Source organism: Leptolyngbya sp. PCC 6406 (assembly GCF_000332095.2).
Lineage (GTDB): Bacteria > Cyanobacteriota > Cyanobacteriia > Phormidesmidales > Phormidesmidaceae > PCC-6406.
In genome coordinates, this window is the sequence record NZ_KI913949.1 from 3,137,819 (window position 1) to 3,162,821 (window position 25,003).

Sequence of the window (25,003 nt, forward strand, 5' to 3'; positions counted from 1 at the left end):
AAAATTACGGGGAATTACTTAGGCAATGCTGCTCTTATGACACTTCTGCCCCACACCTTCCGTCGGTCTTCCGTAGGATTTTCTAGGCCCCAGAGAGGCGCTGCACTGCTTTGCCCTGGAGACGCTCATGGGTTGCCGCCAAGAGGGCTGGAATGCGAGCAGCATGGGGACTACTGGCCAGAACTGCCGCTAGGTCTTGGGTCAGTTGGGAAACGGCCTGGGCCTGCTGACCGGGGAACCAGTGGCCCCCGTTACCCAGTAGGTTGTAGCGGGCCTGGGCATAGTCCTCCATGTCAAAGGCTGTCATTAGGTTGTGTAGCCAGAGGATGATGGGGATATTGATCTGACCGGGGGTTTCTTCTGGAGTGGGAAGGCCCTGTTTCCAGGTGCGGAGCCAATCCTCGCCGAGGGCCGCGATCGCAGCTTGCTCCAACCGGGCCAGAATTGGCGGCAGGATCTCCTGGGCCTGGGCCAGTAGGGGCAGGGTCTTCAAATGTTCCTCAAAGTCAGAGGGCCGCGCCGCACCGATACTGAGGGTGTGGACCTGGGGATGGCTGAGGCAAAACAGGTCGTTAAACACCATGGGACTGAGAGGAGCACACAGGTCCACAAGCTTTTGGGGCGGGTTGTATAAATGGCCTCCCTTGTCCGATGGGCTGATGATGAAAACCCCCATGTCATGGCGAGTGGCATCTGCGATCGCACTCCAGTTGTCCTGATTGATGTAGTACCAGTGCAGATTCACATAGTCGAACTGGTCCGATGCGATCGCTTGCCGAATGACTCCAATAGGGGCATGGGTAGAGAAGCCAATGAAGCGTACCCGGCCCTGGTGCTGAAAACGGTGCGCGACCTCCAAGCAGCCCCCCGGTCGCAGCGTGTAGTCCAGCAGTTCCGATGTATTTACCCCATGGATACCGAGGAGATCCACCGTCTCCAATCCCAAATTGTCCAAGGACTCCTGAAGATGCCGCTCAAACTCCCGAGGGTTAGCGGTGGGAGACACCTTGGTCTGCACAATCAGAGTCTCCCGAGGCAGTTGGGGCAAAATGCGTCCCAACTGCACCTCCGAGGTGCCATAGCCCCGCGCCGTTTCAATATGATTAATGCCCGCCTCTAGGGCACGGTGGATGGTGGCCTCTAGATTCTCCTGGTTCTTCTGGGGAATCTCCTGGGGCGGTACATCCTTCCAGGAATGCTGATAGCGCATTCCCCCACAGGAAAAAACGGGCATCTGAAGCTCAGTGCGACCAAAGCGACGGTATTGCATGATGTAGCGGTTCTCACTCGGGTTAAGTATAGACAAGGGGCTGAAGCCCCTTGTTCGCCGAAGTGTCATTAAAACTCAAATTTCCCTGACTGAATCCTAGCTTCCTAGCCCACAAGCAATGGGATAGAGGAGGTATTCCAGAAAAAAGAGTTGCCAAATGAATTGGTAAAAGGCCGTGAAGGATAGGGGACATTTGAGGGTGTCCGAGCCTCCGCTCTGATCGGGCCAAGATACCCGACGACTGCGCCACCAAAACAGCGCCAATATCACGCCATGGGCCACGAGTAAAAATACCCCATTCAGCCCCGGAATCCAGGGAGCGGCTAGGGCCAGCCCCAGATAACAGGCCGTAAGAATCCAGCGAGCCAGGTTAAACACCCGCTGCTGACCCAGTCGCACTGTGAAGGTGGCAATGTTGTAGCGGAGGTCGCCCTCTAGGTCAGGAATGTCCTTGAAAATGGCAATCACGATGCTGAACACTAGCACAAAGGCCGTCAGTGCCCAGATTTTTGCCGGAACCACCAAGGGCAGTCCCAATTGTTCGCTGTAGTGGAGAAATAGCCCCAAATTCACCACCGCCCCCCGCACCGTCAAGATGCAAATAGAGGCCCAAAAGGGAAACCGTTTTAGTCGTATGGGGGGCAGAGAGTAGGCGGTGCCAATGGCAAGGCTGATCAGGATAGTCCCCAGCAGAAACCAGCCCCCTAGGGCCGCTAGAACTGTACTCAAAAATCCCGCAAACCCCACGATCCACCAGCCATCCTGCCGGGAAAATTCCCCCGAAGCGATGGGCAACTGGGGCTTGTTAATCCGGTCGATCTCCACATCGTGGATCTGATTCAGACCCACGATATAGACATTGCCCGCCAGACAGGCGATCAGGGGCAAAATCAGCGAGAAGGGGTTGACTGCGGGGGGGGCGGTGAGAACGGTACTGTAGACCACCGTCCACGCGATCGCAAATACCCCAATCACGCTTAGGCTCGTGCCCACAATCGTATGGGGACGAGAAAACTTCCAAAAGGCCGTCAGCCAGGGTAACGGGGTGCTAAACAGGCTGAGTTGAGAGGGGGAAGGTTTAGGGGAAAGACTTTGGCCCATAGAGCAGTCACAGATACCGTTATCATGGCGTGCCTTTCAGCTTATCTGGCTGGCGTACAGTTGGGGGTAAATACAATCACGGTGTTACAGGGTTACCCGATTTTCGTAGCCCGGTCTTAAAAAGCCTGCTTCCATAGCAGGAGTCACTATCGTTAGGGACGTGCGTCTAAATAAAGTACCGGAACCGTTGAGCACTGTTAGGGTGCATAGCGCTAAGGCGCGGCTTCGCCCACGCGAAGCAATGCACCAATAGGCAAGGTGGCAATTGGTACCTTATTTTCTTGCGAGTCCCTTAGTACATTCAAAGCCAGTTTAGAACAAGGGGCTTAAGCCCCTTGTTCTAAACTGGAGGGCCACTGCTACCAAGGGCCGGGTCTTGGATCAGTACATAGGGCTGCACGATTAGCGCCTGGAACTGGCGACTGCGATCTCGATCCCACTCCGTCAACTGCTCTGCCGTCGGCTTCGTCACTAGGGCTTCCCGAATCCAGCGGTTGACGGCAGTGACATTATCCCCTGCGATTGCCAGCCCCACATCTACCAGATCCAGCCCCGGATTCACAATCACCAAATTGTCCCGCGCCGCATGGGGTAGCAGATTGTGCCACTCTACCGGACCCACCATATTAGTTAATTCAGTTCGTAAGTCTTGGGTCATGGTCAAGTTTTCCGTTCTCCGTCCTCCGCCCTCCGTCATTCCCTTTCCGCCCTCCGTCCTTACCGTCCCAACCCATGCAAATCATGGATCGCTTCGGTACAACGTTGGGTGGTGGCCTCCAGAGCTGCGCGATCGCTAGAGGTGGGAGGCGGCAGGGGCTCACCGATGCGCACAGTAACGGGCACTGGGCGGGGAAATTTACTACCCTTTGGCAAAATCCGGTGGGTGCCCCAGAGGCTCACGGGGAGCAACGGTACCTGGGCTTTGGCGGCGAGCAACGCTGCCCCCAGTTTCGGATCGGGGATGTGCCCGTCTCCCGTGCGGGTGCCCTGGAGAAATACCCCCACAGCCCAGCCCTGCTCTAGCTGGGTCAACGCGGCTCGGATGGCGCTCCGATCCGCCGTACCCCGCTTGACGGGATAGGCTCCATAGAGCTGAATGGCGGGACCGAGGAGGGGCACTCGGAATAGCTCCTCCTTGGCCATGAAGGACACGGGCCGCCCCACACAGTTAGATAACATTGGCGGATCAAAGTCACTGGCATGATTGGCCACTACCAGTAATGGTCCCTGCCGAGGTACCCGTTCCACACCATAGATGCGCCCGCGAAAGTAGGCGTGGAGAACCGGACTGACCACCGACCACTTGAACAGGTGATACAGCATCAGACTGATGGGTGGTTCGCGATCGCGGCCCGCCATATTAGCCTCCAAAGGCTTCAACCTGGGCCAGGGTTCCCACATTGGCTAGGGTCAGTCCCTTGCAGGTGCGTTTAATCAACCCCGTCAGCACCGCTCCCGGCCCCACTTCCACCACCTTGTCTATGGCCAGATCCGGCAGGGCCAGGGAAATCTCCCGCCAGCGCACCGGCCCCGTCATTTGCGCCGCCAGCCGTTGCTTCAGCACTGCGCTATCCGTGGCCGGGGTAGGGTCCACGTTGGAAAGGAGGGGCACTTGGGCCGAGGCAAATTCCACCGCCTCCAACACGTCCTGAAATTCTCGGGCCGCCGGAGCAATCAGGGGCGAGTGAAAGGCTCCGCTGACATTCAGCTTCACCGCCCGCTTACTCTTCACCGTCTCCATAATCTGCTCCACCGCCTCGATAGTGCCGGAGATCACGACCTGTCCCGGATTGTTGTCATTGGCCAGCACTACTCCCTCAGTGGCCGCGATCGCATCATCCAACGCCTCCCGATCAAAGCCCATCAGCGCCGCCATGATGCCCTGGGAAGACTGGGCCATCAATTCTGCCCGCCGCTGCACTAACCGCAGCCCCACGGAAAAGTCAAACACCCCGGCAGCATAGAGGGCCACATATTCCCCCAAGCTATGCCCCGCTACCACCTCGGGGCTAAAGCCCCGCTCCCGCAGCAGATCCACCAGCAGACTCTCAATCACGTATAGACAAGGCTGGGTATACAGCGTATTCGAGACCTTATCATCTTCGCTCTGGCATATCTGTGGCACCGACCAGCTCAGAATATCCGCCGCGATCGCAAACCGCGCCTCGGCTAGGGGCAAGGTCACTAAATCCGCCCCCATGCCCACCGACTGCGATCCCTGACCGGGGAATACCCACGCTGTTTTTGCCATGATTGATACTGAAATATTTGCTGACGGCCCGTCGATGCAACATACTGCAACGCCCATTCCTCACTTTCTCAGCAAATGGTCCTTTAGCAAAGAGCCGAACGGAGGCTTGGCAGGCCCCTCCACCCCCATGCCATGCTGTTAAACAGAAAGATTAAACCGAGGATCTTGATTCCCCACCATGCTCAACCAAGGCATTGCCGCATTACTCGCCCTGCTCCTAGGGCTCCTAGGGGGGATTGCCCCCGCTCTAGCCGACCCAGACCTAGCCACCGCCACCTTTGCCGGGGGCTGCTTTTGGTGCATGGAGCAGCCCTTTGATGCCATGGCAGGCGTTGTCGCGACCACCGCTGGCTATACCGGCGGTGAATTAGAGAATCCCAGCTATGGCCAAGTTTCTGCCGGGGGCACAGGGCATCTAGAGGCGGTGCAGGTACAGTATGACCCAGCCCAAGTCAGCTATGAAGCACTATTGGCGGTGTTTTGGCACAATGTCGATCCCCTGGATAGTCGAGGCCAGTTTTGCGACCAGGGTAGCCAGTATCGCGCCGCCATCTTCTACCACGACGAGACTCAGCACCGTCTCGCTACCCAGTCCAAAGTGGAGCTAGAGCAATCCGGTCAATTTGATCAGCCCCTAGCCCCAGAGGTGCGCCCAGCCCAGCCCTTCTATGCCGCTGAGGACTACCACCAAAACTATTACCAGACCCATCCTGTGCGCTACAAGGTCTATCGGTTTGGCTGTGGCCGCGATCAGCGCCTCTCTCAGCTCTGGGGAGACAGGGGCAGCCACGAATAGCCCCAATTTTTCTCTGTTTGTCGTATATTAAGAACCATGAAGGCCATCGTTCTCCTGTCGCGGGAAAGCGGTGCTTCTTAGTGATGATTGCCAGGATTGCTGCCCTGATGGGTAGACCTTCCTGGCTTTTTCTTTACGGGACTTATTTAGGAATAACCCCATGGCCGATAAGCAAACAATTCAAAAGCACCTAGCCCTGACCTCTACCATCAAGCTCAGCGCCAGCACTCCCCGCGCCCAAGGGGATGACGCCCGCAAAGGCAGAATCATGGATCACATCAGAAAAAGCCGAGGTCAGTAGTAAGCCCCGGCCCCCCTGGGCTGGAGGGCCAAACCGTCATCGTTAATTGGCCAGCTCTCTACAACGGTCCTGTCACCCATCCCCTTCCTGTCACCCGCTGCCTTGGGCGCGGAAACCGCGCCCCTACCCTGTCTCCCCATTACGGGTCACCCGGCGACAAGGGCAACCACCCTATGCCCTCTGGGCAAGCTCCGCCCTAGCGTTAGCCTTAGCGTAGCCATGCCGGAGGCTATTGCCCGAAGGGCTATACGACCCGCTCAGGACAGGCAAGGGATTGCCCCTACGGTATTAACCTCAATCCTGGATTTCCCGGCACTGGGTAGGGCGGGTTTTGAGCCTACCATTTGGGATTTCCCAGTAGACACGAGCTAAACACGCCCCTACGGGATTTACCCCAATACCCCATCACCCCAATACCCCATCACCCCATCACTCCCCTCCATCACCTGTTACCTAAAACCTGTCACCTATCCCCCCCTCAAACCGCAGTCGATTCCTCGGGATCGACCAGGACGGATTGAAGGATCAGCGATAAATCATCCTTGAGTTGTCCCGCCCGCATCAGTTCTGCATAGGTGTTGGCCTCGATGGCTAACAGTTCCGCTTTGAACTCTTGTAGGGCGAAGGATTGTAGGTCGGGATGTTGGCGCTGGAGAACGTTAATTTCCGCCTGGATCTGCTCAATTTTTTCCTTTACCAAGACAATTTGGGTCTGGCAAAAGTCTAGGTCAAGCTCCTGCGATCGCAACACCTGTTGCAGCCGCACCAATACCCGATTGAGGGCAATGCGCCGCGCCACCTGCTGAGCATAGTGCTGACGTAGAGGCTGATCCCCCAAAAGGCCCAAGGCCGTCAGCAGGGGCTTGGTGGTTAACCCCTGCACCAACAGGGTGAACAGCATCACCCCAAATACGATGGCAATAATATCTTCCCGCTCTGGGATCGCAGCGGGCACACTCAGCGCTAGGGCCACCGCCACCGATCCTCGCAGTCCCCCCCACCACAGCACGACCTGCCCCCGGCCACTGATGTCTGCCCCAAACCGATTACTGATCAAGCCCAGCCCAAAAATACTGATGGCCCGAACCCCGATGATGACCGAGATCGCGATCAAAATTGTCGGCAAATTTTCCCCTAGACCCGCAAATACCACCTGATCGCCAATCAACAAAAAGACAATTGAATTGACCAGAAACGCCACAAAATCCCAAAACTCCGACACCACCAGCCGCGTTCGGGGATTCATACCAATGCGGGAGCCAAAATTACCTAAAATCAGCCCCGTGGTCACCACCGCAATCACACCAGAGCCTTGAAGCTGCTCCGCGATCAAATAGGTGCCATAGGCCGCCACTAAAGTGAGGGATTGTTCCACCAAGGGCAGGTCAAAGCGCTGGGTCAGAAAGGAGAGACCAAAGCCAATCAGCCCCCCCACGCTGACCCCAATGGCCACAAACACTACAAACCGGATGACCGTCACCGAAATCTCAAATTGATCACTCCCCAAGGCCAACCCCAACAATAGGTTGAAGGCCACTACCGCCACACCATCGTTAAATAGGCTTTCCCCCTCCATCAGGGTGGTGAGCCGTCTATCCACCCCAAAATCTCGGAACAGGGCCACCACTGAAACTGGATCGGTAGCGGCAAGACTAGCCCCCACCAAGAGAGCCGTCGCCAAGGACACCCCAGCGAACTCCCGGAGCCCCCAGAACAGCCCGCCCACACAAATGACTACTCCCCCAACGGCATAGAGTCCAATGGGCAGGAGATCACGTCGCAGGTTTGCCCACTGAATATTCCAGGCAGCCTCAAACAGCAGCGGCGGCAAAAAAATAAACAGGATTAGCTCTGGGGAAAGGTTGATAAAGCGCACATCCAGAACCGCCAGCCCTAACCCCACCAGCAACAGCAACAGGGTATAGGGGATACTGCGCAACCATGAGATTGCCCGTGACAGGGTGGCCACTCCCAAGGCAACAGACAGCACCAACAAAAACTGGCGTAATCCTGCTTCAATGGCTGGAGTATCCATCGTAGTTTCCATCAATACCAGGGAAAAACTCACGCAATCATCGGCTCCACACCACTGCCCCCATATATTAGACAGGATCAGGAGACTTCATCTTGGAGCCGGTCCAATGGTTGGGGGGAGCCCCTGCCGGGTTCTGAAGCAAAAAAAAGGCGGGCCTTAGCCCGCCTTAGCGTTTTTGTGAGGGATGACCTAGCGGTCAAGTTCCCTAGTAGCGATAGGATCCAGAGGTCGCACCGGGTTTGTGAACGATGAAGCTGAGAATTTGGCACTGCTTCACGTTGTCAAAGCCCACAACCCGAACGAAACAATTGGAGTATTCGGAGCGGCAAGCCTGAACTTCACTCAGCACTTCCGAGGTGCTAGTGGCCTTGAACAGGGGCAACTTCCACATGGTCCAGTAGTAAATCTCGGGGTCGGAGGTTTCGTTGAATTCCACCGCAGGAATGTAGCCCATATTCAGGATATAGGCGATTTGGCGCTCAATTTGAGCATCCGTCAGGGGGGGAAGGTAGGAGAGAGTTTCGTAACGACGCTCTTTTGGCAGAGTCTTCATGGTGTCCTCGATAGTGATACTTATCGGTGGTCAGGAGCGTTGGGGGAAGGTTCTCCCGGTGGCTCAGAATCTTGTGAAGCAGAATCGGCATTGCCCATCGGGCCAGTAATCGGCATTTGGGTAATCCGTTCGAGATGGTGGCGGCGATGGTTCATATTTGCGGCCTGAATTCCCGTCACTACCATTTCCGGTAGAAACTCGGTGACCTCCTCAGCAAGCTGCTGGCGTAGGGTCATGACCCACATGGCCAGATCGGCTTGCTCTTGCAGCAGGGCTGTGAGAAAGGCTTCTCCATCCTGAAGACTTTCCCGCTTGGCAAAGGCATTGAACCAATAACTCCGAGGCGGATTGAGTTCCTGCAACTGAGTCATCACGATCCGCACAGCCTGATAGGTCAAGTAACTCGTCAAGACCTGGGCTGTTTCCTTAGCGGTTTGTTTGAGATCCATTGACCAAAAGCCACTGCGGGTTGAAGTCCCCAAAACTCACCAGGGGTTCGCTTCAGGTCCACCTATTGAACCTCAGGCTCCCAGGGGCATGGGTGCTCTAGATAGCAGTTTTCCCCTAGGATCGTCGCCGGTCGTAGGCGCGATCTCGGGATCAATAGCCGCGATCGCGCCTACGAAAGACAAACCCTAGAGCTTGTCCATGGTCTCAAACTCGAACTTGATTTCCTTCCATAGTTCGCAGGCTGCGGCCAATTCAGGAGACCACTTGCAGGCTTCCCGAATCACGTCGCCACCTTCACGGACCAAGTCACGACCTTCGTTACGGGCTTGGACACAGGCTTCCAGGGCAACGCGGTTAGCGGTTGCACCGGGCGCGTTCCCCCAGGGGTGACCCAGGGTACCGCCGCCGAACTGAAGCACAGAATCATCACCAAAGATTTCCACCAGAGCAGGCATGTGCCATACGTGGATACCACCAGAAGCCACAGCAAAGACGCCACCCATGGAAGCCCAGTCTTGGGTGAAGTAGATCCCGCGAGACTTGTCCTGCTCAATGTAGTTTTCCCGCAGTAGGTCGATGAAGCCAAGGGTGCTTTCGCGATCGCCCTCTAGCTTGCCCACCACCGTACCGGTATGGATGTGGTCACCCCCGGACATCCGCAGACACTTAGCCAATACCCGGAAGTGCATCCCGTGGTTGCGCTGACGGTCAATCACAGCGTGCATAGCGCGGTGAATGTGCAGGAGCATGCCATTGTCCCGGCACCAATGGGAAAGGGTGGTGTTGGCAGTAAAACCAGCGGTGAGGAAGTCGTGCATGACGATGGGCATGTCGAGTTCCTTGGCATACTCGGCCCGCTTCAGCATCTCTTCGCAGGTCGCGGCGGTCACGTTCAGGTAGTGACCCTTGATTTCGCCAGTTTCTGCTTGGGCTTTGTGGATTGCATCTGCTACAAACAGGAAGCGATCGCGCCAGCGCTGGAAGGGCTGGGAATTGATATTCTCGTCATCCTTGGTGAAGTCCAGACCGCCACGCAGGCACTCATACACCGCACGACCGTAATTTTTCGCCGATAGACCTAGCTTGGGCTTAATGGTGCAACCCAGCAAAGGACGACCGTACTTGTTCAAGCGATCGCGCTCTACGGTAATCCCGTGGGGTGGTCCCTGAAAGGTCTTGAGGTAGGCCACGGGAATTCGCAGGTCTTCTAGACGTAGCGCCCGCAGGGCCTTAAAGCCAAACACGTTACCCACCAAGGAGGTAAGAAGGTTGGTCACCGAGCCCTCCTCGAACAGATCGAGGGGGTAGGCAACATAACAGATGTATTGGTTATCTTCGCCAGGGACAGGCTCGATATCGTAGCAACGGCCCTTATAGCGATCCAAATCCGTCAGCAGGTCGGTCCACACCGTAGTCCACGTTCCGGTGGAGGATTCCGCCGCTACTGCCGCCGCACATTCCTCGGGGGGAACTCCGGGCTGCGGTGTCATCCGGAAGGCCGCCAGGATGTCCGTATCCTTGGGGGTGTAATCCGGCGTGTAATAGGTCAGTTTGTAATCCTGAACCCCAGCTTTATAGCCCGATTTTGACTGAGTCGTTGTCTGAGAGTAAGACATATCTCCCTTCCTGTCCTGTAAATCCATAACGGCCACCACCCAGACCCGGTGCCAAAACCTGGCACTGGGTCTCTCCGAAGTTGCCTACAGCATGAAAATTCAGGAATCTCCTGAAAATCGTTCCGTAGACAGGTGATGTTTGACAAAATTCCAGTTTTGGGCCTAGCGCGGTGGCTGAAATCGGCTTTCTTCCTGGACTGTGGGCATCCTGCATTAACCCACGCCCTAAGAATACTATCAGCGATTAGATAAGTTTGGTTTCGGAAGTTCTGTATAGATTCATAACTTAAGTTTATCGCTGTCCATCACGGACCATTGAGCAGCGTCTCGTTATGTAACTCGGTATTCCGATAATGCTCCGGTACAGGATTTAGCCTGTTCTCGCTAAAGTTCCGTCCCAAATCCAAGCAGAGACAAGGCGTGAACCTGCCAGAGCAACGCTTGCCACCTATAGCGGTTCTCACTCGGGTTAATTCCAGGCAAGGGGCTTAAGCCCCTTGTTCCCCGAATTGCCATCAAGTTGAGCTGGACCTCATCCATTAGGGAACCGCTATAAATCCAGGGGATGACTTCTTAGAGACAATAGGTTGACGGGAGATTATCCAGCGGGTTTTCCCTTTCTTGCCCGCAATAATGGCGGGTTAATAGCGATCGCGGAGCTTTCTACATAAACTTTAAGCAAAGCATCACACAGTTTGCATTACAACAGCGCAATGAACGTTATGGCAGGCCAAGGGTAGAGGGTCATGGGTAAAACAGCGTTACAGGTGAGATTGGTGGGGCTGCTTCTCGGCAGCGTGGGTAGCCTGGGGCAGGGGTGGGCCGCAGTAGCCCTAGCGGGCACCACAGGAGCCCTACCTCAGGAACCTCGTGCGACAGTCTTGGCCCAAACCCCCTCGGGAAATCCGGCCCCTGAACGGGTATACACCCCGGAGCTACCCCCCAACAACGCGGATCCTCTCCCCTCCCAGCGACCTGGAGAGGAGCAACCCCAGGCAGACTATCGGATTCCCACCCTCCAGGAAGACTTCACGGGCAGCCTATGGGTGGGGACTTGGCAGGGACAGGTGGCCCGCATTAATCCAGAAACAGGCAATATTCTGGCCCGCGTGAATATTCCCAGCCGTGCCATTGAGGCCATGGCCCAGGATCGGGTGGGGCGTATTTGGGTGGGTAGCTACACGGGCCTAATCCGCATTGACCCCCGCAGTAATGCCGTCACGGCCCAAAACTTTTCCCTGCCTTCTAACCGGGTGCTGGATCTGCTAATCGATACCCGAGGGTTTCTTTGGGTGGGCACCGATCGCGGTTTGGCCATGATCAGCCCCGATCAGGGCCTGCTGATGACTACCTTAGAAAACTTGCCCGGTGTCAGCGCCAATGCCATGGCCTTGGATGACAATGGTCATCTTTGGGTCGGCACTTTAGAGGGGCTGGTGCAGATTAATACCGCCAGTGCCTATCCCATGCGGCGGATCAGGGATTTGCCGGGGCAAGTGGTGCAGGATATGGTTCTTGGCCCCCATGGCGATCTCTGGGTGGCTACCCCAAATGCACTGCTGGTGGTGGATCCCAGTACGGGGAGTTTGACCCGATCTGTCGGTGTGATGCAGGGCAAAAATGTGCTATCCATCGGATTTGATAGCACCCGTGCCCTCTGGGTTGGCACCCAGGATGGGTTGTTCAAGCTCAACCCCTACAATGGGGCCATGCTGGGGCAGGTGCGGAATTTACCGGCTGCACGGGTGTTAGCCCTGGCACCGGGGGTTGGCAATAAGGTGTGGGTGGGCACCAGTGAAGGGCTGGCTTGGGTGAGTCTGAGCACTGGGCAGGCATCGGTTCATGGGGCTTTTGTTAATCCTCAGTTTTTTCAGCGTTAGGCCAAGGCGTGAGTCATGGAGCAAGCCTAAGGTGAAACCCTCACAGCGCAATGCTTCTGGCCCTCACCCTAAATCCCTCTCCCTCCCTGGGAGAGGGACTTTGAATCCGGATCCCCTTCTCCCGTTGGCTGAGCGGAGTCGAAGCCAACGGGAGAAGGGGCTGGGGAATATTGACGGACACCAAGTAGGTGGAGTGGGGTGGGATGGCGGTAAAAATGCAGCAGGTTTTGCGCTGGAAGCAAGAGCAGCGGCCTATCGCTGTGCTGACGGCGTGGGATGTCATCTCTGGCAACTTGGCGGATCAGGCGGGGGCGGATTTGATTCTCGTGGGGGATTCCTTGGCAATGGTGGCGTTGGGCTATGACACCACGCTGCCCCTGACCCTAGAGGAAATGATTCACCATGGGCGGGCGGTGCGGCGGGGGGTCAGGAATGCCCTGTTGGTAATGGATTTGCCCTTTATGAGCTATCAGGCGTCTGTGGCAGATGCCCTGCGATCTGCGGGGCGGGCACTGAAGGAGGCGGAGGTGCAAGCGGTAAAGGTGGAGGGGGGCTATCCCGTTATGGCGGACACGATTCACGCTTTAGTGCAGGCGGGGATTCCGGTAATGGGCCATGTGGGGCTGACGCCGCAGTCGGTCAATGTGGTGGGGGGGTTTCGCCGACAGGGGACTTCTCCCGAGTCGGCGGAGCGCATACTTCAGGAGGCGATCGCGATTGAGCGGGCGGGGGCCTTTGCCATTGTGCTGGAGCACATTCCCCCGACTCTGGCCCAAACCATCACGGCTAAGCTGACGATTCCCACCATTGGCATTGGTGCTGGCCCTGACTGTGATGGCCAGGTGTTGGTCACGGCTGACGTACTGGGGCTGTCGGACTGGCATCCCCCGTTTGCGAAGTCCTATGCTGACCTGCGCCAGGTGGGCATTGCGGCGGCGAAGCAGTTTTGTGAGGAGGTGCGATCGCGCCAGTTTCCGACCGCCTAGGGACAAGGGGTAGACCAGTTGGATATGCTAAGAAGGCTGTGGGTCTATCGCGTGAACCGGAGACGGGACTGGTCCCACAGTCGGTGTGACTTTATGGTCCCAGGCTCCGACAAGATAACTGCCCATTACGCCAAAGGCGAAGCCAGAGAATCTATGACTGCTACCCAAGTGCAACAGAAGTACGATATTAAAGATATTTCCCTTGCTCCCCAGGGCAAACAGCGCATTGAGTGGGCTGGCCGGGAAATGCCCGTGCTGCGCCAGATCCAAGAGCGTTTTGCCCAAGAACAGCCCTTTGCGGGCATTCGCATTTCCGCCTGCTGCCATGTCACGACGGAAACCGCCCATCTGGCCATCGCTCTCAAGGCTGGTGGAGCCGATGCGGTGCTGATCGCCAGCAACCCCCTCTCTACCCAAGATGACGTGGCGGCCAGTCTCGTGGCCGACTATGGCATTCCCGTTTTTGCCCTCAAGGGGGAAGACAACGACACCTACCACCGCCACGTGGAAGTTGCCCTCGATCATCGCCCCAACATCATCATTGACGACGGCAGTGATGTGGTGGCGACTCTGGTGCAGGAGCGTCAGGCCCAACTGTCGGATATTATCGGCACCACGGAGGAAACCACCACGGGCATCGTTCGCCTGCGGGCCATGTTCAAGGATGGGGTGCTGAGCTTCCCCGCCATGAATGTCAATGATGCCGACACCAAGCATTTCTTTGACAACCGCTACGGCACTGGGCAATCGACTCTGGATGGCATCATCCGCGCGACCAATGTATTGCTGGCGGGGAAAAACATCGTAGTTGCGGGCTACGGCTGGTGTGGTAAGGGGACGGCACTGCGATCGCGGGGTCTAGGGGCGAATGTCATCGTCACCGAAATTGACCCCACCCGCGCTCTTGAGGCCGTCATGGATGGTTTCCGGGTCATGCCCATGGAAGAGGCTGCGGCCCAAGGCGATCTGTTCATCACCGTGACGGGGAATAAGCACGTCATCCGCAAGGAGCACTTTGAAGCCATGCGAGACGGTGCGATCGTTTGCAACTCCGGTCACTTCGACATCGAGATTGATCTCAAATCCCTTGGAGAGATGGCTACGGAAGTCAAGCAGGTCCGCAACTTCACTGAGCAGTACCTCCTGCCCAGCGGTAAGTCCGTGATCGTGCTTGGGGAAGGTCGCCTTGTTAACTTGGCGGCGGCGGAGGGTCACCCCAGCGCCGTTATGGACATGAGCTTCGCCAACCAGGCCATGGCCTGCGAATACCTGGTGAAGAACAAGGGTTCTCTGGAACCGGGTCTTCATTCCATCCCGGAGGCGGTGGATAAGGAGATCGCCCGTCTGAAGCTCCAGGCCATGGGTATTGATATCGACAGTCTCACGGCTGAGCAGGAAATCTATATCAATTCCTGGAACACCGGCACCTAGTACTACTTCTGGTCCCCTCTCCCCGTGGGAGAGGGCTAGGGTGAGGGGCCGAGGTGTCCCACGATGGAACGGTTAGTGTCTTGACGCCGCAGGGTACTAGTGCAGCGTCAAGACTAAAGATTAGGGTACTCGTAGGTTGGGTGCAGCACTTTGTAGAATTCTTGTGGGATAGCCATCTTGGCTGTCTGGTATTAGTGGGATAGCCATCTTGGCTGTCCTACTCAAGTTGGGCAGGCCGGAGGCCCACCCCACAAGAATTCCATACAAGGTTGGGTGAAACGAAGTGGAACCCAACAGTAGTAAGCCTTGTTGGGTTCTGCTGTCGCGCCACCAAACCTACAAATTTAGGATTGACAGACCACTAGGTTCTGTCAAGCTCAGGCAAATGCTATGGCTTCATCGGATCCCAATCGGGTTCTGCGGCGGTTGCCCCTCGTGGTGGGCATCTTGGGCAGTTCTCTCCTGGTGTTGAATCGGGTCTTGACTCCAGCGCTAACGGAGTCCCAGGCCCGATCCGATGTGATGGGAATTGTTCTGAGTGCCGTTTTGGTGCTGACGGGGTTGCTGTGGCAGCGGGTACAGCCCCGTTCGCCAGAAGCGGTAACCCTGGTGGGGGAAACGGGATTTGATCTGGTTCCAGATCTACCGGAGGAAGTGCAGACGGAACTGGCTTGGGTTTCCCATTTATTGTTGACGAATACGGTGACGCGATCGCTGTTGGTTTACCACTGCGATCGCGTTTTGCTGCGGCGGGGAGTTCTGGGACCAACGGCGACGGTGACGCCAGGGACGATCCTAAAGCGGGTATTGGCAACAGGGAAAGCCGTTTACCTCGTAGATCTGCGGCTGTATCCGGGGCGGGTGGAGTTTACTTACCTGCCGGAAAACACCCAGGGAGTCATCTGTCAGCCCTTGGGCTCACAAGGGGTGCTGATTCTAGGGGCCAATGCCCCCCGCAGCTATACCCAGCAGGATGAAGCCTGGATTGAGGGCATTGCCGACAAGGTAGGGGAAACCCTGGATCGGATGGTGGTGTCAGGGAACACAAAAAAGGGACTGCCGTAGCAGTCCCCTAATCGGTTTTATCCAGAATCCGAATTCACCCCCGTTTTTCAACAGAAACCCTTAGGGGCTCATGGAGATGCACTTAACGAATCGGAGGTCTATAACCAAGATTTGGTATTGATGTAGGACAGAGTGGGGGTGACGAATGAGCATGAAAATTGTCGGGTTCGCCTGTCCTACTCGTAAAAGCGCTGATCAAGCCAGACCCGAACCTCATCTTCATGATCGAAGTAGTGAACGCGATCGCTGATGGGGTCATAGACCTTCCACACTGCATGACCCTGTCGTACTGCTTGGCTAATCCGAGGGTGAGAACCAGTGGCAAAATAGTTGACTAGGGCATGGCCAATCTGGGCCACAACCTCCCCTAAGCGAGAGGGCTGAAATGCGGTTTCATCGGGCCGAGACACGAGGGTATCTAGATGTTGCCGCTGTTGGTCCAGTAGGGTGGTGGTGTAGTGGGTGTAGCTGTTCATAACAACCTCCTATTGCAATGGGTGAGGCGGGTTCTGGCGGTGCGTACTGCGCCTATGTCCCTAATCTAACGGGGCGATCCCAAAGAACCTAAGCATCTCGTGAATGGCTTGTATGCAGAAAATTGATAGTATGCGTCCCCTCTATTTTTTGTTGCCCGGTACCAGCGGTCGGTATCTCTGTGGGGGGTTGTTTGCGGAACTCAAGACCCTGGCCCTCGTGCAGCAGGTGACTGAAGCGGCGGTGGTGACCTACCGGCAGCGGGAGCCTGACACCCTGTTTTTATCTGATGTGCTGAAGCGTCAGGCTGCTCGGGACGCCATTTTTGTGGTCAGTTGGGGCTTTGATGTGCCCAAATTGGTGGCGCGGCTGCGGGGGCGATCCCTGCTGCACCATGCCCACAGTGCGGGCTATGGGTTTCGCCTTCCTGCCTCGGTGCCCATTCTTACCGTCAGCCGCAACACGATGGGCTACTGGGGGCAGCGTGCCCCCAATGCGCCGATTTACTATTTGCCGAACCATATTTCTGAAGCTTTTTGCGATCGCGGTTTACCCCGAGACATTGACGTGCTGGTGCAGGGACGAAAATCATCCCAGTATTTGCTCAATCAATTGGTCCCCGCCCTGGAAAAGCGCTGCCGAGTGGTAGTCCTGGATAGTTTCGTCGAGGATTTAGGGGAACTGTTCAACCGGGCCAAGGTATACCTCTACGACTCGGCAGAACATTGGGCGATCGCAGGGGTATCTGAAGGATTTGGCCTGCCTCCGATGGAAGCCCTAGCCTGTGGGTGCCAGGTATTTTCCAGCGTCAACCATGCCCTAGCGGACTATCTAGATCCGGGATTTAACTGTGAAAAGATTGGCGTCTACTCCACCGCCTATGATGTGGAGCGCATCCTTGCAGCGGTGGCCAATCCCCAGCCCTTCTCCCTACCAGAAAGCTTCTTTACACCCTATCGGCAGGCTCAACTCCTCCCCCGCTGCCGTCACATTTTGAAGGAAATCAATCACTTCTTTGACCACGCCACCACCCACCCAGCAGATGTACCGGGACTCTCCCCCCTGCGACAATTGCGCCTCCAAGGCCAGCGCCTTTGGACCAAGGGCTGGCAAAAGCTGGTCCGAAGCTAGTACCGCGAGGCAGAAATCGGCTTACGATTCTGCCGCACCAGCCCAATATTTTCTAGTCCCCTCTCCCCGTGGGAGAGGGTTAGGGTGAGGGGCCGAGATGTCCTACGATAGAACGGTTAGAGCATTGCCGCCATCATGTACTAGTCCAACTTATATCCTACCCGAGTTAGCCAATCATGGCCCTTTTTAGTCAGCTCCTAAGACTTCATAAAGGCAACATTCCATTAGAGGATTTCTTCACTGAAGTTGTGGCCTATTTTTTGAGTAAAAACAAAGAAATCTTATTTTCTTGGCTTAAGCACAATGACATTCTGAATTCAGAAGATTACTTAGCGGCTGACATCACCACACAGAAAACCTACAAGCATCCTATCAACGGCGACAAGCGACCTGATATCGTAATAGAACTATCGAATGGAGAAAGCTGTGATCTTATTTTTATCGAAAGCAAAGTAGGATCATCTGAAGGATACAATCAACTATCTGACTACGCTGAAATCCTAAATCAGCTACCTGAATATCGACACAAGTTTTTAATATATGTAACCAGGGATTTTGATCCGAAAAAAGAATCGAAAATCTTTGAAAATATTCCTGATGTCATTAGGAATTTCAACGTTAAATTCAAACAGTTGCGCTGGCATCAGTTTTATCAGTTCCTAACTACTCAAGTTAATTCTGAAATTAGTCAAGAAATCACTATCTTCATGCAGGAGCACCGGATGGCCCAGAGTAATCAGTTTTCCCCTGTTGACATATCAGCACTAGTAAACTTCCTTCCAGCACTAAAACTGATGGAAGCAGTAATGTGGGGCAAGGTTGTAGCACAATTTGAAAAAGTCCTGGGAAGGAATAAAAAGCGTGAAATCGCAAAGCGTCATGCACTCCAATGGATTCAGTGGCACGGACGCTACATATTAGTTTCTCAGATGCCTGACGGATGGTCATGCTTTATGGGCTTTTTCATGCAACCCGTTGAATCTGTTGACTCTTCTGGATATCCGAGTGTTCAGCTTGTACTACAAGTAGAACCAAAGTCGCCTAAGCGCCAAGAGATTATTAACGGATTAAGGCAAATAGCTAATGATTCTAGCTGGCATTCATATAACCTAGATGCTTCTAGTACTTGGTCAGGAATTACTTTGCAAAGAAGTCTGCGAGAATTCTTGTCCATGGAAGATCATGTGTCTGCAATTGAGGATTTTTTTCTGGAGGCATTGAGCGAGCTAAAAAATATTAGACAGCAATATCCTCAATTGCCATGGGGATCTGTCATAGATGAAGATGTCATAGATGAAGATAAAGACGAGGATGAGAATGTGTTGGGGGAAGAGTCTTCAGCCTAAATTCATGCCAAAGCTAGTACCGATTTGCGAAAATAAGCTTGCGATTCTGCCGCACCAGCCCAACATTTTCTGGTCCCCTCTCCCCCTGGGCTACTGTGTATACATAAGTTGTCTATAGTGCCTTGTCAGCGATCTAGCCCCCTAGATCCCCTAATTCTGGGGGACTTTCAACTCCGGTCTCCCCCCAGAATTGGGGGGACTAAGGGGGGCCGATGCCGCTCAGTTCAGCAACATCAGGAGGATACACAGGCATGGCGGTACTCCCGAACCCAGACCTAGACGCCGTCCCCCTGACCGCCGCCATGATTCGTCAGGTGGAGGCGGGGATAGCCATTGCCCAGAAGCCCCAAGTGCAGCGCCATATTCAAGAGAGCTTGGCCCAACTGGGGGATGTGAACTCCAGCACCAAGGAGCGGCGGGTTAGTGGCACCTTGCGGCGCTGGGCCTTGAGAATGGCCATCGGACTCGCGTTTCGGGTGCGGGTAGAGCAGCCGGAATTTATCCCCACTCAGCGCGGTGTGCTGGTGGCCAATCACCTCAGCCACCTCGATCCCTTCCTTCTCCTGGCCACGGTGCCGCCCCATCCCTACTACTACAGTTTGGGAGATGCCCGTACCCTCTTTGGTCAGGGGTGGAAGCGTTGGCTATTTGGCAAGGCGGGCGGAGTGATTCCCCTAGAGCGGTGGTGGAAGGAGGAGATGGCGGTGATGGCTGTGGCCCAGGGTGATCGCCCCGATCTGAAACCCTTGGCGGAAGCGATCGAAAAACACGTCCCCAGCGGCAACTCCATTCAACAACTGCGCCAGATCGATCAGGCGGTGCAGGGTATTTTGCGGCGGGGGGATAGCATCTTGCTCTTTCCCGAAGGTCGCCTCGGTAGTCAAGAGGGCAAACTCCATCTCCCCCTAAAGCGGGGTACGGTGATCTATGCCCTGCGATCAGGGGTGCCCATTACCCCGGTGGCGATCCGGGGCACCAGCCACCTGTCCTTTCGCAAAACCTTGACCCTACGCTTTGGGCCACCTCTCCAGTTTCCCCAAGAAAAACGCCCCCGCCGGGACAAGATCGATAGTGCGATCGCGCAACTAGAACAGGCCCTCACTGCCCTGCTCACACCGCCTTTAGGGAAATAAGCGACTTGCACTTCTAGAATGAAACCATGACTAGCAAGCCTGCTTTCCCTGGGATGAATCCGTACCTGGAACGGCCAGACCTCTGGCCAGAAGTCCACTATGGATTGATTAGCGGGCTGATGAGAACCCTGAACCCGATACTGACCCCCAAATATCGAGCCGCAGTTGATAAACGGGTGTATCTAGATGCCCTTCTAGTCGGCATCCCCGATACAGCAGTTCTTCAGCAACGACTTGGCGGTAACAGCCCCCGCACTGCTACCACTATTTCCACCACCGTTGTCAGGCAACCCGTTCTGAGCCAACCAGAGCGCGTAGGCGTGCCGATGCTAGAGGAAGTCACTGAGTATTTTCTGGAAATTCGCGCGATCGCGACCCGCAAGGTGATCACCGTCATTGAAATACTCTCCCCCAAAAATAAGCGTCTAGGGGAAGGGAGATCCCGGTATTTGAAAAAACGCCAAACCCTCCTCAATAGCCAGACCCATCTGGTGGAGATCGATCTCCTTAGAACGGGAGATTCCATGCCAGTGCAAGGAGGTCGCCAAGCCAGCTATCAAATCCTGGTCAGTCGAGCTGATGAACGGCCCGCTGCGGAACGGTATCCCTTTGACTTGCGGGAGCCGATCCCCATCTTTGCCCTGCCCCTGACCATCGCAGATCAGGAGCCCGCCATCGACTTAGCCGCTGTGCTAGAGCGGGCCTATGAGGAAGCTGCCCTGGATCTCGCGATTGATTATTCCCAGCCGCCAGAGCCCCCTGTCAGTGCCGTCGATGGGGCTTGGTTAGCGACCTTAGGCTAGCCCCTATGCAGGGTAACCGTGCCCTCGTAGACTGATGGGGATATTGAAAAGATTTCTAAAGGCAGAACCATGCGGATTTTGTTTGTGGCAGCAGAAGCAGCACCGCTCGCCAAGGTCGGGGGCATGGGGGATGTAGTCGGGGCATTGCCCAAAGTACTGCGAAAAATGGGCCATGATGTCCGCATCTTCATGCCCTACTACGGTTTTTTGCCCGACAAAATTGATATCCCCAAAGAACCCGTCTGGTGGGGATACGCCATGTTCAACGATTTTGCCGTGTATGAGGCTACCTTACCGGGAACCGACATTCCCCTGTACCTCTTTGGTCACCCTGCCTTTGATGCCCGAACCGTCTACGGCAGCGATGACGAAGACTGGCGGTTTACCTTCTTTGCCAACGGTGCGGCAGAGTTTGCCTGGAATTTTTGGAAGCCCCAAATCATGCACTGCCACGACTGGCACACCGGCATGATCCCCGTGTGGATGAACCAAACCTCCGATATCGGCACGGTTTTCACCATTCACAACCTGGCCTACCAAGGCCCCTGGCGCTGGAAACTGGAAAAGATAACCTGGTGCCCCTGGTATATGCAGGGCCACAACACCATGGCAGCGGCAGTCCAATTTGCCGACCGCGTCAACACCGTTTCCCCCACCTATGCCCAACAGATCCAAACCACCGACTACGGCGAAGAACTAGAGGGGTTGCTGTCCTTTATCAGTGGCAAGCTCAGCGGCATTCTCAACGGCATCGATATGGAGCTGTTTAACCCCGAAACCGATACCCAGTTAACCCAAACCTTCACCGCCGATACTCTAGAGCGGCGACGGGCCAACAAAGTTGCGCTCCAAGAGGAACTGGGCCTAGAGGTGAACTCAGAAGCCTTCATGGTGGGCATGGTCGGGCGACTAGTGGAGCAAAAGGGGCTGGATCTGATCCTACAAACCCTTGATCGGTTCCTGGCCTATACCGATGCCCAGTTTGTACTCCTGGGAACCGGCGATCGCTACTACGAAAACCAGCTCTGGGAGCTAGCCACCCGCTATCGGGGGCGAGTAGCAGTGTACCTGCTCTACAGTGACGGCATCGGTCGTCGCATCTACGGTGGCACCGACGCCTTCCTCATGCCCTCCCGCTTTGAGCCCTGCGGCATTAGTCAAATGATTGCCATGCGCTACGGCTGCATCCCCATTGTCCGCCGGACTGGCGGACTGGTAGATACCGTCACCCACCACGACCCCACTAATGGCTTAGGGACGGGCTATTGCTTTGATCGCTATGAACCCCTAGATCTCTACACTTGTCTGGTGCGGGCTTGGGAAGGATATCGCTACAAGGATGCTTGGCAAGCGCTACAGCAGCGGGCGATGAACCAGGACTTTAGCTGGGATAAGTCAGCGGTGGAGTATATCAAGCTCTACTCAGACATCCTGGGAATAGATTACAAGACCCAGTTGCAATTGGCCCCCACCGAACCCACCAACCGATAGAGTTCTAAAGATCCGATGCGAGAAATCCCTGGGGAAGTCAAGGTGCAGTGGCCCCGTTTCCCAGGTCCACCCATCGGTATCCCGTAGCACCATTGAAACTCTTTGGGGAAAATATTATTCACAGTACCAAGTTATTTAACCCATCGTTAACTTGCGTGAATACAGTCCTGAATAGGGAAAGGCTGTGATAACTTAGGAAATAACAAAGGACAACTAAATATCCATACAAGCTCAATACAACTCTTTTAGAGATGAGCTGGTGAACGGCCCAAAAACCAAACTTTCATGGCTTTAAACGACATCTAAATCGGGGTAAACGACTTCGAGTCCACCCAATCTAAGCAGATGGCAAGCGTTGTAAAGTCAACCTGAAAACCCTTTGTAATGCGTTCTCTCATTGGTCAACTCAACATACTGACTGCATTCGATTGACGCTTTATTAGTTTTGAAATCACTACGTTAACGGGGTCTGACCATGGAATAGGTCAGACCCCGTTGGCCTTTGTAATGCCCACCCTACAAAGAGCTTGTCCAACAAGGGTTACTTTCGATTCTTTGGATGGCGGGTGCTCCCCTAGCGGACGTTCACCCAACGAGTTCACGCCCATGCTGAACGTACACACGGCTCAACAGGGTTACCCCAACCAGACTCAGCCCCAAGATCATCTTCGCCTCTGGAACCGCTGTTGGAGCTGACTCAACAAACTCTGCTTTGGCTGTAGGGAGACAGGTCGCTGCCCCCAAGCCAGCTCCAGAGGAGGGGGAAAGTATTTCCCCCCCAGGCTGGGGCCTTTCCCTTGCATTACCGGAACCTATGACCAGTCCGAACCCACCTCGGCTGGGTTGATCTGCCCAAAAGTGGCGATTCTCCCCTGGAAAAAGGTTGGCATTCTGGTGCTGAAAAGGACCAGAAACCACTAGGGATAAACCAGGGTAATGGTTCTGGGGTTGCATCCATTGGTTTACCTCAATCGGAAACACCCAATCAAACTGGGGGCTGTTTTCGATAACGGGATTGGACTGGCTGCGGTTATCCACGTCATTGTCATTGTTTAGGGTGATGGCAGGGCCATCTCCTATCTCCACCTGCTGCCAAGCATTCAAAGCACCAGAATGCACCACAATGCTGGGGTTGACCTGGATGGAAATGTCGGGAGTCAACGGGTCTATGGCAGTCGAGTTAGTTTCACCACCAGAGGCATCGTGCTGCGGTGGGGGGTTAGTGGTGGAGTTGAAAGACCCATTGAACCAGTCCCAATCATTGAGCAGGTTGAACGTATTGCCTGAAAACAGAGTAGCCGCAAGGGAGAGGGCGACGGGAATGGAGAGTCCCTTGAGGAGTTGATCAAGTTTAGAGGATGGGGGCAAGGTAGATGGCATGGCACAAGTTTCTGGTGAGTGGTGCCGCGATGCTATGAAGGTCATCGCGGTGTAATTACCAGAGAATGTTTCTGACCTTAACGGGTGACAAGGGCACTCAACGTCATACGGTACAGGGTTTTGAGATAATGGAGGGGACAAAAAAAAGGGAGCCTCAGTACAGCTCCCCCAACCAAATATGTTCCCTACATTCTACCAAACTACCCTTCTCACCCATCTCAATGAAAAACAGTACTTGACCTTCCAGTTACTGTTGTTATTGCTACAAGCGCATCGCCAAGTCAAACTCTCCGTCTTAGCCAGCGTCTTTCCTCAGCCCATTCAGTATCAAAGTCGCAAACGGAACTTACAACGCTTTTTAGCCTTACCCAAACTCACGCTCAAGGTGCTGTGGTTTCCACTGCTCAAATATTGGATCCGCCAAGTGGAAACGGGACGGGGCTTGAACCGTGACCAACGCCGTCGTCTGAGAACGCTCAAACACCATAAACACGGCTATTGGATTCTGGCAATGGACCGCACGGAATGGAAAGGGCGAAATATATTCATGGTCAGCGTGGTGTGGGGGACTCATGCTTTACCCGTCTATTGGGAGCGTTTAGGGCGGGCGGGTACGAGTGACCTGAAAACGCAACGGCGACTGCTGAAAGCGGCCCTGTCCTTGTTTAAGTCCTACCCGGTTCTACTGCTGGGTGACCGGGAGTTCCATAGCCCTAAACTGGCGGAATGGTTGGATCAGCGCGGGGTGTCCTTTGCACTCCGACAGAAAAAGGACTTCCATTTCAAGACCGATACCGATACCGACTATCAAGTCCTCAAAAACGTTGGCTTCAAACCGGGCCAGTCTCGATTTTATGAGGGAGTTTTGTGCAACAAGGGCGATGGTATGGGCCCGTTTAATTTAGCGGTGTATTGGAAGCGCTCCTATCGCCAGAAGGGGCCGAAGGAGCCGTGGTATATCCTGACTAATCTGCCCACCTTGAAGCAAGCGTTAGCGGTCTATCGATGTCGCTGGGGCATTGAACAGCTCTTCAAAGACTTTAAGACTGGGGGCTATAACTTGGAGGATACCAAGGTCAATGACACCCGATTCTTAGCCTTAGTTTTACTGATCGCTCTGGCTTACAGTTTGGCGACTCTCCACGGCCAGTGGATGCAGGAGGCCAAGCTAGCTCAGTATGCCGGACGTCTCCAAGAGCACCAAGATAAGGCTCCACGGCACAGTGACTTTAGCTTCAGTCTCTATGGCCAACGATGGCTCTATGCCATGGACTTATGGGCCGATTGGGCGCTCAAGCTGGTGGCCCTTAAACCCCATAAACACCGCTATTTTCAGCGAGGTTTTCACGCTCTATCCCTTATCCAGCAAGCTCTCTAGGGGGGTTGTCACCCTGTAAGGTTTCTGACTACCAGAGACTTATTCACCCTATGGAGCCTCCCTCAGTCTCGTCCCCAAACAAAAACCCTGGTGCTGAGCACCAGGGTTTTTGCGGGATTAATTATCCTCTAT

23 protein-coding genes are annotated in these 25,003 nt (G+C 55.0%); 12 read left to right on the plus strand and 11 right to left on the minus strand.

Features of this window, described 5'->3' with window-relative positions; translation table 11 throughout:
* Positions 1-82: 82 nt before the first annotated feature.
* The 5 genes from LEP6406_RS0213910 to fabD form a co-directional block, all read right to left on the minus strand.
* Positions 83-1,306, minus strand: coding sequence for an aldo/keto reductase (locus LEP6406_RS0213910; protein WP_317133837.1), 1,224 nt, complete (start codon positions 1,304-1,306; stop codon positions 83-85).
* A 60-nt stretch (positions 1,307-1,366) separates the two neighbouring features.
* Positions 1,367-2,371 (minus strand): homogentisate phytyltransferase, encoded by a 1,005-nt coding sequence (locus LEP6406_RS0213915; protein WP_008316990.1) that lies wholly within the window; start codon positions 2,369-2,371, stop codon positions 1,367-1,369.
* 340 nt (positions 2,372-2,711) lie between these two features.
* Positions 2,712-3,029: a DUF2288 domain-containing protein gene (locus LEP6406_RS0213920; RefSeq protein ID WP_027269125.1), complete on the minus strand. Its 318-nt coding sequence runs from the start codon at positions 3,027-3,029 to the stop codon at positions 2,712-2,714.
* Between the two features lie 59 nt (positions 3,030-3,088).
* Positions 3,089-3,730: a lysophospholipid acyltransferase family protein gene (locus tag LEP6406_RS0213925; protein ID WP_008311338.1), complete on the minus strand. Its 642-nt coding sequence runs from the start codon at positions 3,728-3,730 to the stop codon at positions 3,089-3,091.
* A gap of 1 nt (position 3,731) precedes the next feature.
* Positions 3,732-4,622 (minus strand): ACP S-malonyltransferase, encoded by an 891-nt coding sequence (gene fabD / locus LEP6406_RS0213930; protein WP_008311339.1) that lies wholly within the window; start codon positions 4,620-4,622, stop codon positions 3,732-3,734.
* Between the two features lie 178 nt (positions 4,623-4,800).
* On the opposite strand from fabD, the gene msrA reads away from it, so the two are divergent.
* A complete protein-coding gene (gene msrA, locus LEP6406_RS0213935; protein WP_008311342.1) occupies positions 4,801-5,418 on the plus strand; it encodes a peptide-methionine (S)-S-oxide reductase MsrA in 618 nt (205 codons plus the stop codon).
* 160 nt (positions 5,419-5,578) lie between these two features.
* Positions 5,579-5,719, plus strand: a complete 141-nt coding sequence (locus LEP6406_RS33595) for a hypothetical protein (RefSeq protein ID WP_008311344.1) — start codon at positions 5,579-5,581, stop codon at positions 5,717-5,719.
* A 478-nt stretch (positions 5,720-6,197) separates the two neighbouring features.
* Here LEP6406_RS33595 and LEP6406_RS0213950 read toward each other — a convergent pair whose 3' ends face one another.
* The 4 genes from LEP6406_RS0213950 to LEP6406_RS0213965 all read right to left on the minus strand — a co-directional run bounded on the left by LEP6406_RS0213950 (position 6,198) and on the right by LEP6406_RS0213965 (position 10,373).
* Positions 6,198-7,787, minus strand: coding sequence for a cation:proton antiporter (locus LEP6406_RS0213950; protein WP_317133838.1), 1,590 nt, complete (start codon positions 7,785-7,787; stop codon positions 6,198-6,200).
* Positions 7,788-7,959: 172 nt separating this feature from the next.
* The gene (locus LEP6406_RS0213955) at positions 7,960-8,307 is read right to left on the minus strand and encodes a ribulose bisphosphate carboxylase small subunit (RefSeq protein WP_008311348.1); all 348 of its coding nucleotides are present in this window, start codon (positions 8,305-8,307) and stop codon (positions 7,960-7,962) included.
* Between the two features lie 20 nt (positions 8,308-8,327).
* Positions 8,328-8,756 (minus strand): RuBisCO chaperone RbcX, encoded by a 429-nt coding sequence (locus LEP6406_RS0213960; RefSeq protein WP_008311351.1) that lies wholly within the window; start codon positions 8,754-8,756, stop codon positions 8,328-8,330.
* Between the two features lie 186 nt (positions 8,757-8,942).
* Positions 8,943-10,373, minus strand: a complete 1,431-nt coding sequence (locus LEP6406_RS0213965; RefSeq protein ID WP_008311353.1) for a form I ribulose bisphosphate carboxylase large subunit — start codon at positions 10,371-10,373, stop codon at positions 8,943-8,945.
* 746 nt (positions 10,374-11,119) lie between these two features.
* Between LEP6406_RS0213965 and LEP6406_RS0213970 the strand changes: the two genes are divergently transcribed.
* From LEP6406_RS0213970 to LEP6406_RS0213985, 4 genes are all read left to right on the plus strand, one after another.
* A complete protein-coding gene (locus LEP6406_RS0213970; RefSeq protein WP_008311357.1) occupies positions 11,120-12,253 on the plus strand; it encodes a ligand-binding sensor domain-containing protein in 1,134 nt (377 codons plus the stop codon).
* A gap of 203 nt (positions 12,254-12,456) precedes the next feature.
* On the plus strand, positions 12,457-13,239 hold the full coding sequence (gene panB / locus LEP6406_RS0213975) for a 3-methyl-2-oxobutanoate hydroxymethyltransferase (RefSeq protein WP_008311360.1): 783 nt from the start codon (positions 12,457-12,459) through the stop codon (positions 13,237-13,239).
* A gap of 153 nt (positions 13,240-13,392) precedes the next feature.
* Positions 13,393-14,670 carry an adenosylhomocysteinase gene (gene ahcY / locus LEP6406_RS0213980; RefSeq protein WP_008311361.1) on the plus strand — a complete coding sequence of 426 codons (1,278 nt, stop codon included), beginning with the start codon at positions 13,393-13,395 and terminating at the stop codon, positions 14,668-14,670.
* Positions 14,671-15,060: 390 nt separating this feature from the next.
* The gene (locus LEP6406_RS0213985; protein ID WP_008311363.1) at positions 15,061-15,735 is read left to right on the plus strand and encodes a cofactor assembly of complex C subunit B; all 675 of its coding nucleotides are present in this window, start codon (positions 15,061-15,063) and stop codon (positions 15,733-15,735) included.
* A gap of 176 nt (positions 15,736-15,911) precedes the next feature.
* Here the strand turns inward: LEP6406_RS0213985 and LEP6406_RS28130 are convergent, their stop codons facing one another.
* Positions 15,912-16,211, minus strand: coding sequence for a hypothetical protein (locus tag LEP6406_RS28130; RefSeq protein WP_008311365.1), 300 nt, complete (start codon positions 16,209-16,211; stop codon positions 15,912-15,914).
* Between the two features lie 112 nt (positions 16,212-16,323).
* Here LEP6406_RS28130 and LEP6406_RS0213995 point away from each other — a divergent pair, with 112 nt between their 5' ends.
* The 5 genes from LEP6406_RS0213995 (at position 16,324) to glgA (ending at position 22,113) form a co-directional block, all read left to right on the plus strand.
* Positions 16,324-17,340 carry a glycosyltransferase gene (locus LEP6406_RS0213995; protein ID WP_008311367.1) on the plus strand — a complete coding sequence of 339 codons (1,017 nt, stop codon included), beginning with the start codon at positions 16,324-16,326 and terminating at the stop codon, positions 17,338-17,340.
* A gap of 176 nt (positions 17,341-17,516) precedes the next feature.
* Positions 17,517-18,686, plus strand: coding sequence for a PD-(D/E)XK nuclease family protein (locus LEP6406_RS0214000; protein WP_008311369.1), 1,170 nt, complete (start codon positions 17,517-17,519; stop codon positions 18,684-18,686).
* Between the two features lie 251 nt (positions 18,687-18,937).
* On the plus strand, positions 18,938-19,819 hold the full coding sequence (locus LEP6406_RS0214005) for a lysophospholipid acyltransferase family protein (protein ID WP_008311370.1): 882 nt from the start codon (positions 18,938-18,940) through the stop codon (positions 19,817-19,819).
* A 26-nt stretch (positions 19,820-19,845) separates the two neighbouring features.
* The gene (locus LEP6406_RS0214010; protein WP_008311372.1) at positions 19,846-20,622 is read left to right on the plus strand and encodes a DUF4058 family protein; all 777 of its coding nucleotides are present in this window, start codon (positions 19,846-19,848) and stop codon (positions 20,620-20,622) included.
* Between the two features lie 69 nt (positions 20,623-20,691).
* Positions 20,692-22,113 carry a glycogen synthase GlgA gene (gene glgA / locus LEP6406_RS0214015; protein ID WP_008311375.1) on the plus strand — a complete coding sequence of 474 codons (1,422 nt, stop codon included), beginning with the start codon at positions 20,692-20,694 and terminating at the stop codon, positions 22,111-22,113.
* 585 nt (positions 22,114-22,698) lie between these two features.
* On the opposite strand, the gene LEP6406_RS0214020 is transcribed toward glgA, so the two are convergent.
* Positions 22,699-23,493: a hypothetical protein gene (locus tag LEP6406_RS0214020; protein ID WP_008311378.1), complete on the minus strand. Its 795-nt coding sequence runs from the start codon at positions 23,491-23,493 to the stop codon at positions 22,699-22,701.
* A 178-nt stretch (positions 23,494-23,671) separates the two neighbouring features.
* Here LEP6406_RS0214020 and LEP6406_RS0214025 point away from each other — a divergent pair, with 178 nt between their 5' ends.
* Entirely contained in the window at positions 23,672-24,871 is a 1,200-nt protein-coding gene (locus LEP6406_RS0214025) for an IS4 family transposase (protein WP_027268829.1), read from the plus strand.
* The last annotated feature ends 132 nt before the right edge of the window (positions 24,872-25,003 follow it).

Excerpts from the sequence above, each read along its gene's own strand:
- LEP6406_RS0213960 (WP_008311351.1), bottom strand. The coding sequence starts at position 8,756 with ATGGATCTCAAACAAACCGCTAAGGAAACAGCCCAGGTCTTGACGAGT.
- LEP6406_RS0213915 (WP_008316990.1), bottom strand. The coding sequence starts at position 2,371 with ATGGGCCAAAGTCTTTCCCCTAAACCTTCCCCCTCTCAACTCAGCCTG.
- LEP6406_RS0213985 (WP_008311363.1), top strand. The coding sequence starts at position 15,061 with ATGGCTTCATCGGATCCCAATCGGGTTCTGCGGCGGTTGCCCCTCGTG.
- fabD (WP_008311339.1), bottom strand. The coding sequence starts at position 4,622 with ATGGCAAAAACAGCGTGGGTATTCCCCGGTCAGGGATCGCAGTCGGTG.
- LEP6406_RS0214005 (WP_008311370.1), top strand. The coding sequence starts at position 18,938 with ATGGCGGTACTCCCGAACCCAGACCTAGACGCCGTCCCCCTGACCGCC.
- LEP6406_RS33595 (WP_008311344.1), top strand. The coding sequence starts at position 5,579 with ATGGCCGATAAGCAAACAATTCAAAAGCACCTAGCCCTGACCTCTACC.
- LEP6406_RS0213970 (WP_008311357.1), top strand. The coding sequence starts at position 11,120 with ATGGGTAAAACAGCGTTACAGGTGAGATTGGTGGGGCTGCTTCTCGGC.
- LEP6406_RS0213995 (WP_008311367.1), top strand. The coding sequence starts at position 16,324 with ATGCAGAAAATTGATAGTATGCGTCCCCTCTATTTTTTGTTGCCCGGT.
- LEP6406_RS0213920 (WP_027269125.1), bottom strand. The coding sequence starts at position 3,029 with ATGACCCAAGACTTACGAACTGAATTAACTAATATGGTGGGTCCGGTA.
- LEP6406_RS0214000 (WP_008311369.1), top strand. The coding sequence starts at position 17,517 with ATGGCCCTTTTTAGTCAGCTCCTAAGACTTCATAAAGGCAACATTCCA.
- panB (WP_008311360.1), top strand. The coding sequence starts at position 12,457 with ATGGCGGTAAAAATGCAGCAGGTTTTGCGCTGGAAGCAAGAGCAGCGG.
- glgA (WP_008311375.1), top strand. The coding sequence starts at position 20,692 with ATGCGGATTTTGTTTGTGGCAGCAGAAGCAGCACCGCTCGCCAAGGTC.
- LEP6406_RS28130 (WP_008311365.1), bottom strand. The coding sequence starts at position 16,211 with ATGAACAGCTACACCCACTACACCACCACCCTACTGGACCAACAGCGG.
- LEP6406_RS0214020 (WP_008311378.1), bottom strand. The coding sequence starts at position 23,493 with ATGCCATCTACCTTGCCCCCATCCTCTAAACTTGATCAACTCCTCAAG.
- LEP6406_RS0213925 (WP_008311338.1), bottom strand. The coding sequence starts at position 3,730 with ATGGCGGGCCGCGATCGCGAACCACCCATCAGTCTGATGCTGTATCAC.
- LEP6406_RS0213965 (WP_008311353.1), bottom strand. The coding sequence starts at position 10,373 with ATGTCTTACTCTCAGACAACGACTCAGTCAAAATCGGGCTATAAAGCT.
- LEP6406_RS0214025 (WP_027268829.1), top strand. The coding sequence starts at position 23,672 with ATGTTCCCTACATTCTACCAAACTACCCTTCTCACCCATCTCAATGAA.
- ahcY (WP_008311361.1), top strand. The coding sequence starts at position 13,393 with ATGACTGCTACCCAAGTGCAACAGAAGTACGATATTAAAGATATTTCC.
- LEP6406_RS0213955 (WP_008311348.1), bottom strand. The coding sequence starts at position 8,307 with ATGAAGACTCTGCCAAAAGAGCGTCGTTACGAAACTCTCTCCTACCTT.
- msrA (WP_008311342.1), top strand. The coding sequence starts at position 4,801 with ATGCTCAACCAAGGCATTGCCGCATTACTCGCCCTGCTCCTAGGGCTC.
- LEP6406_RS0214010 (WP_008311372.1), top strand. The coding sequence starts at position 19,846 with ATGACTAGCAAGCCTGCTTTCCCTGGGATGAATCCGTACCTGGAACGG.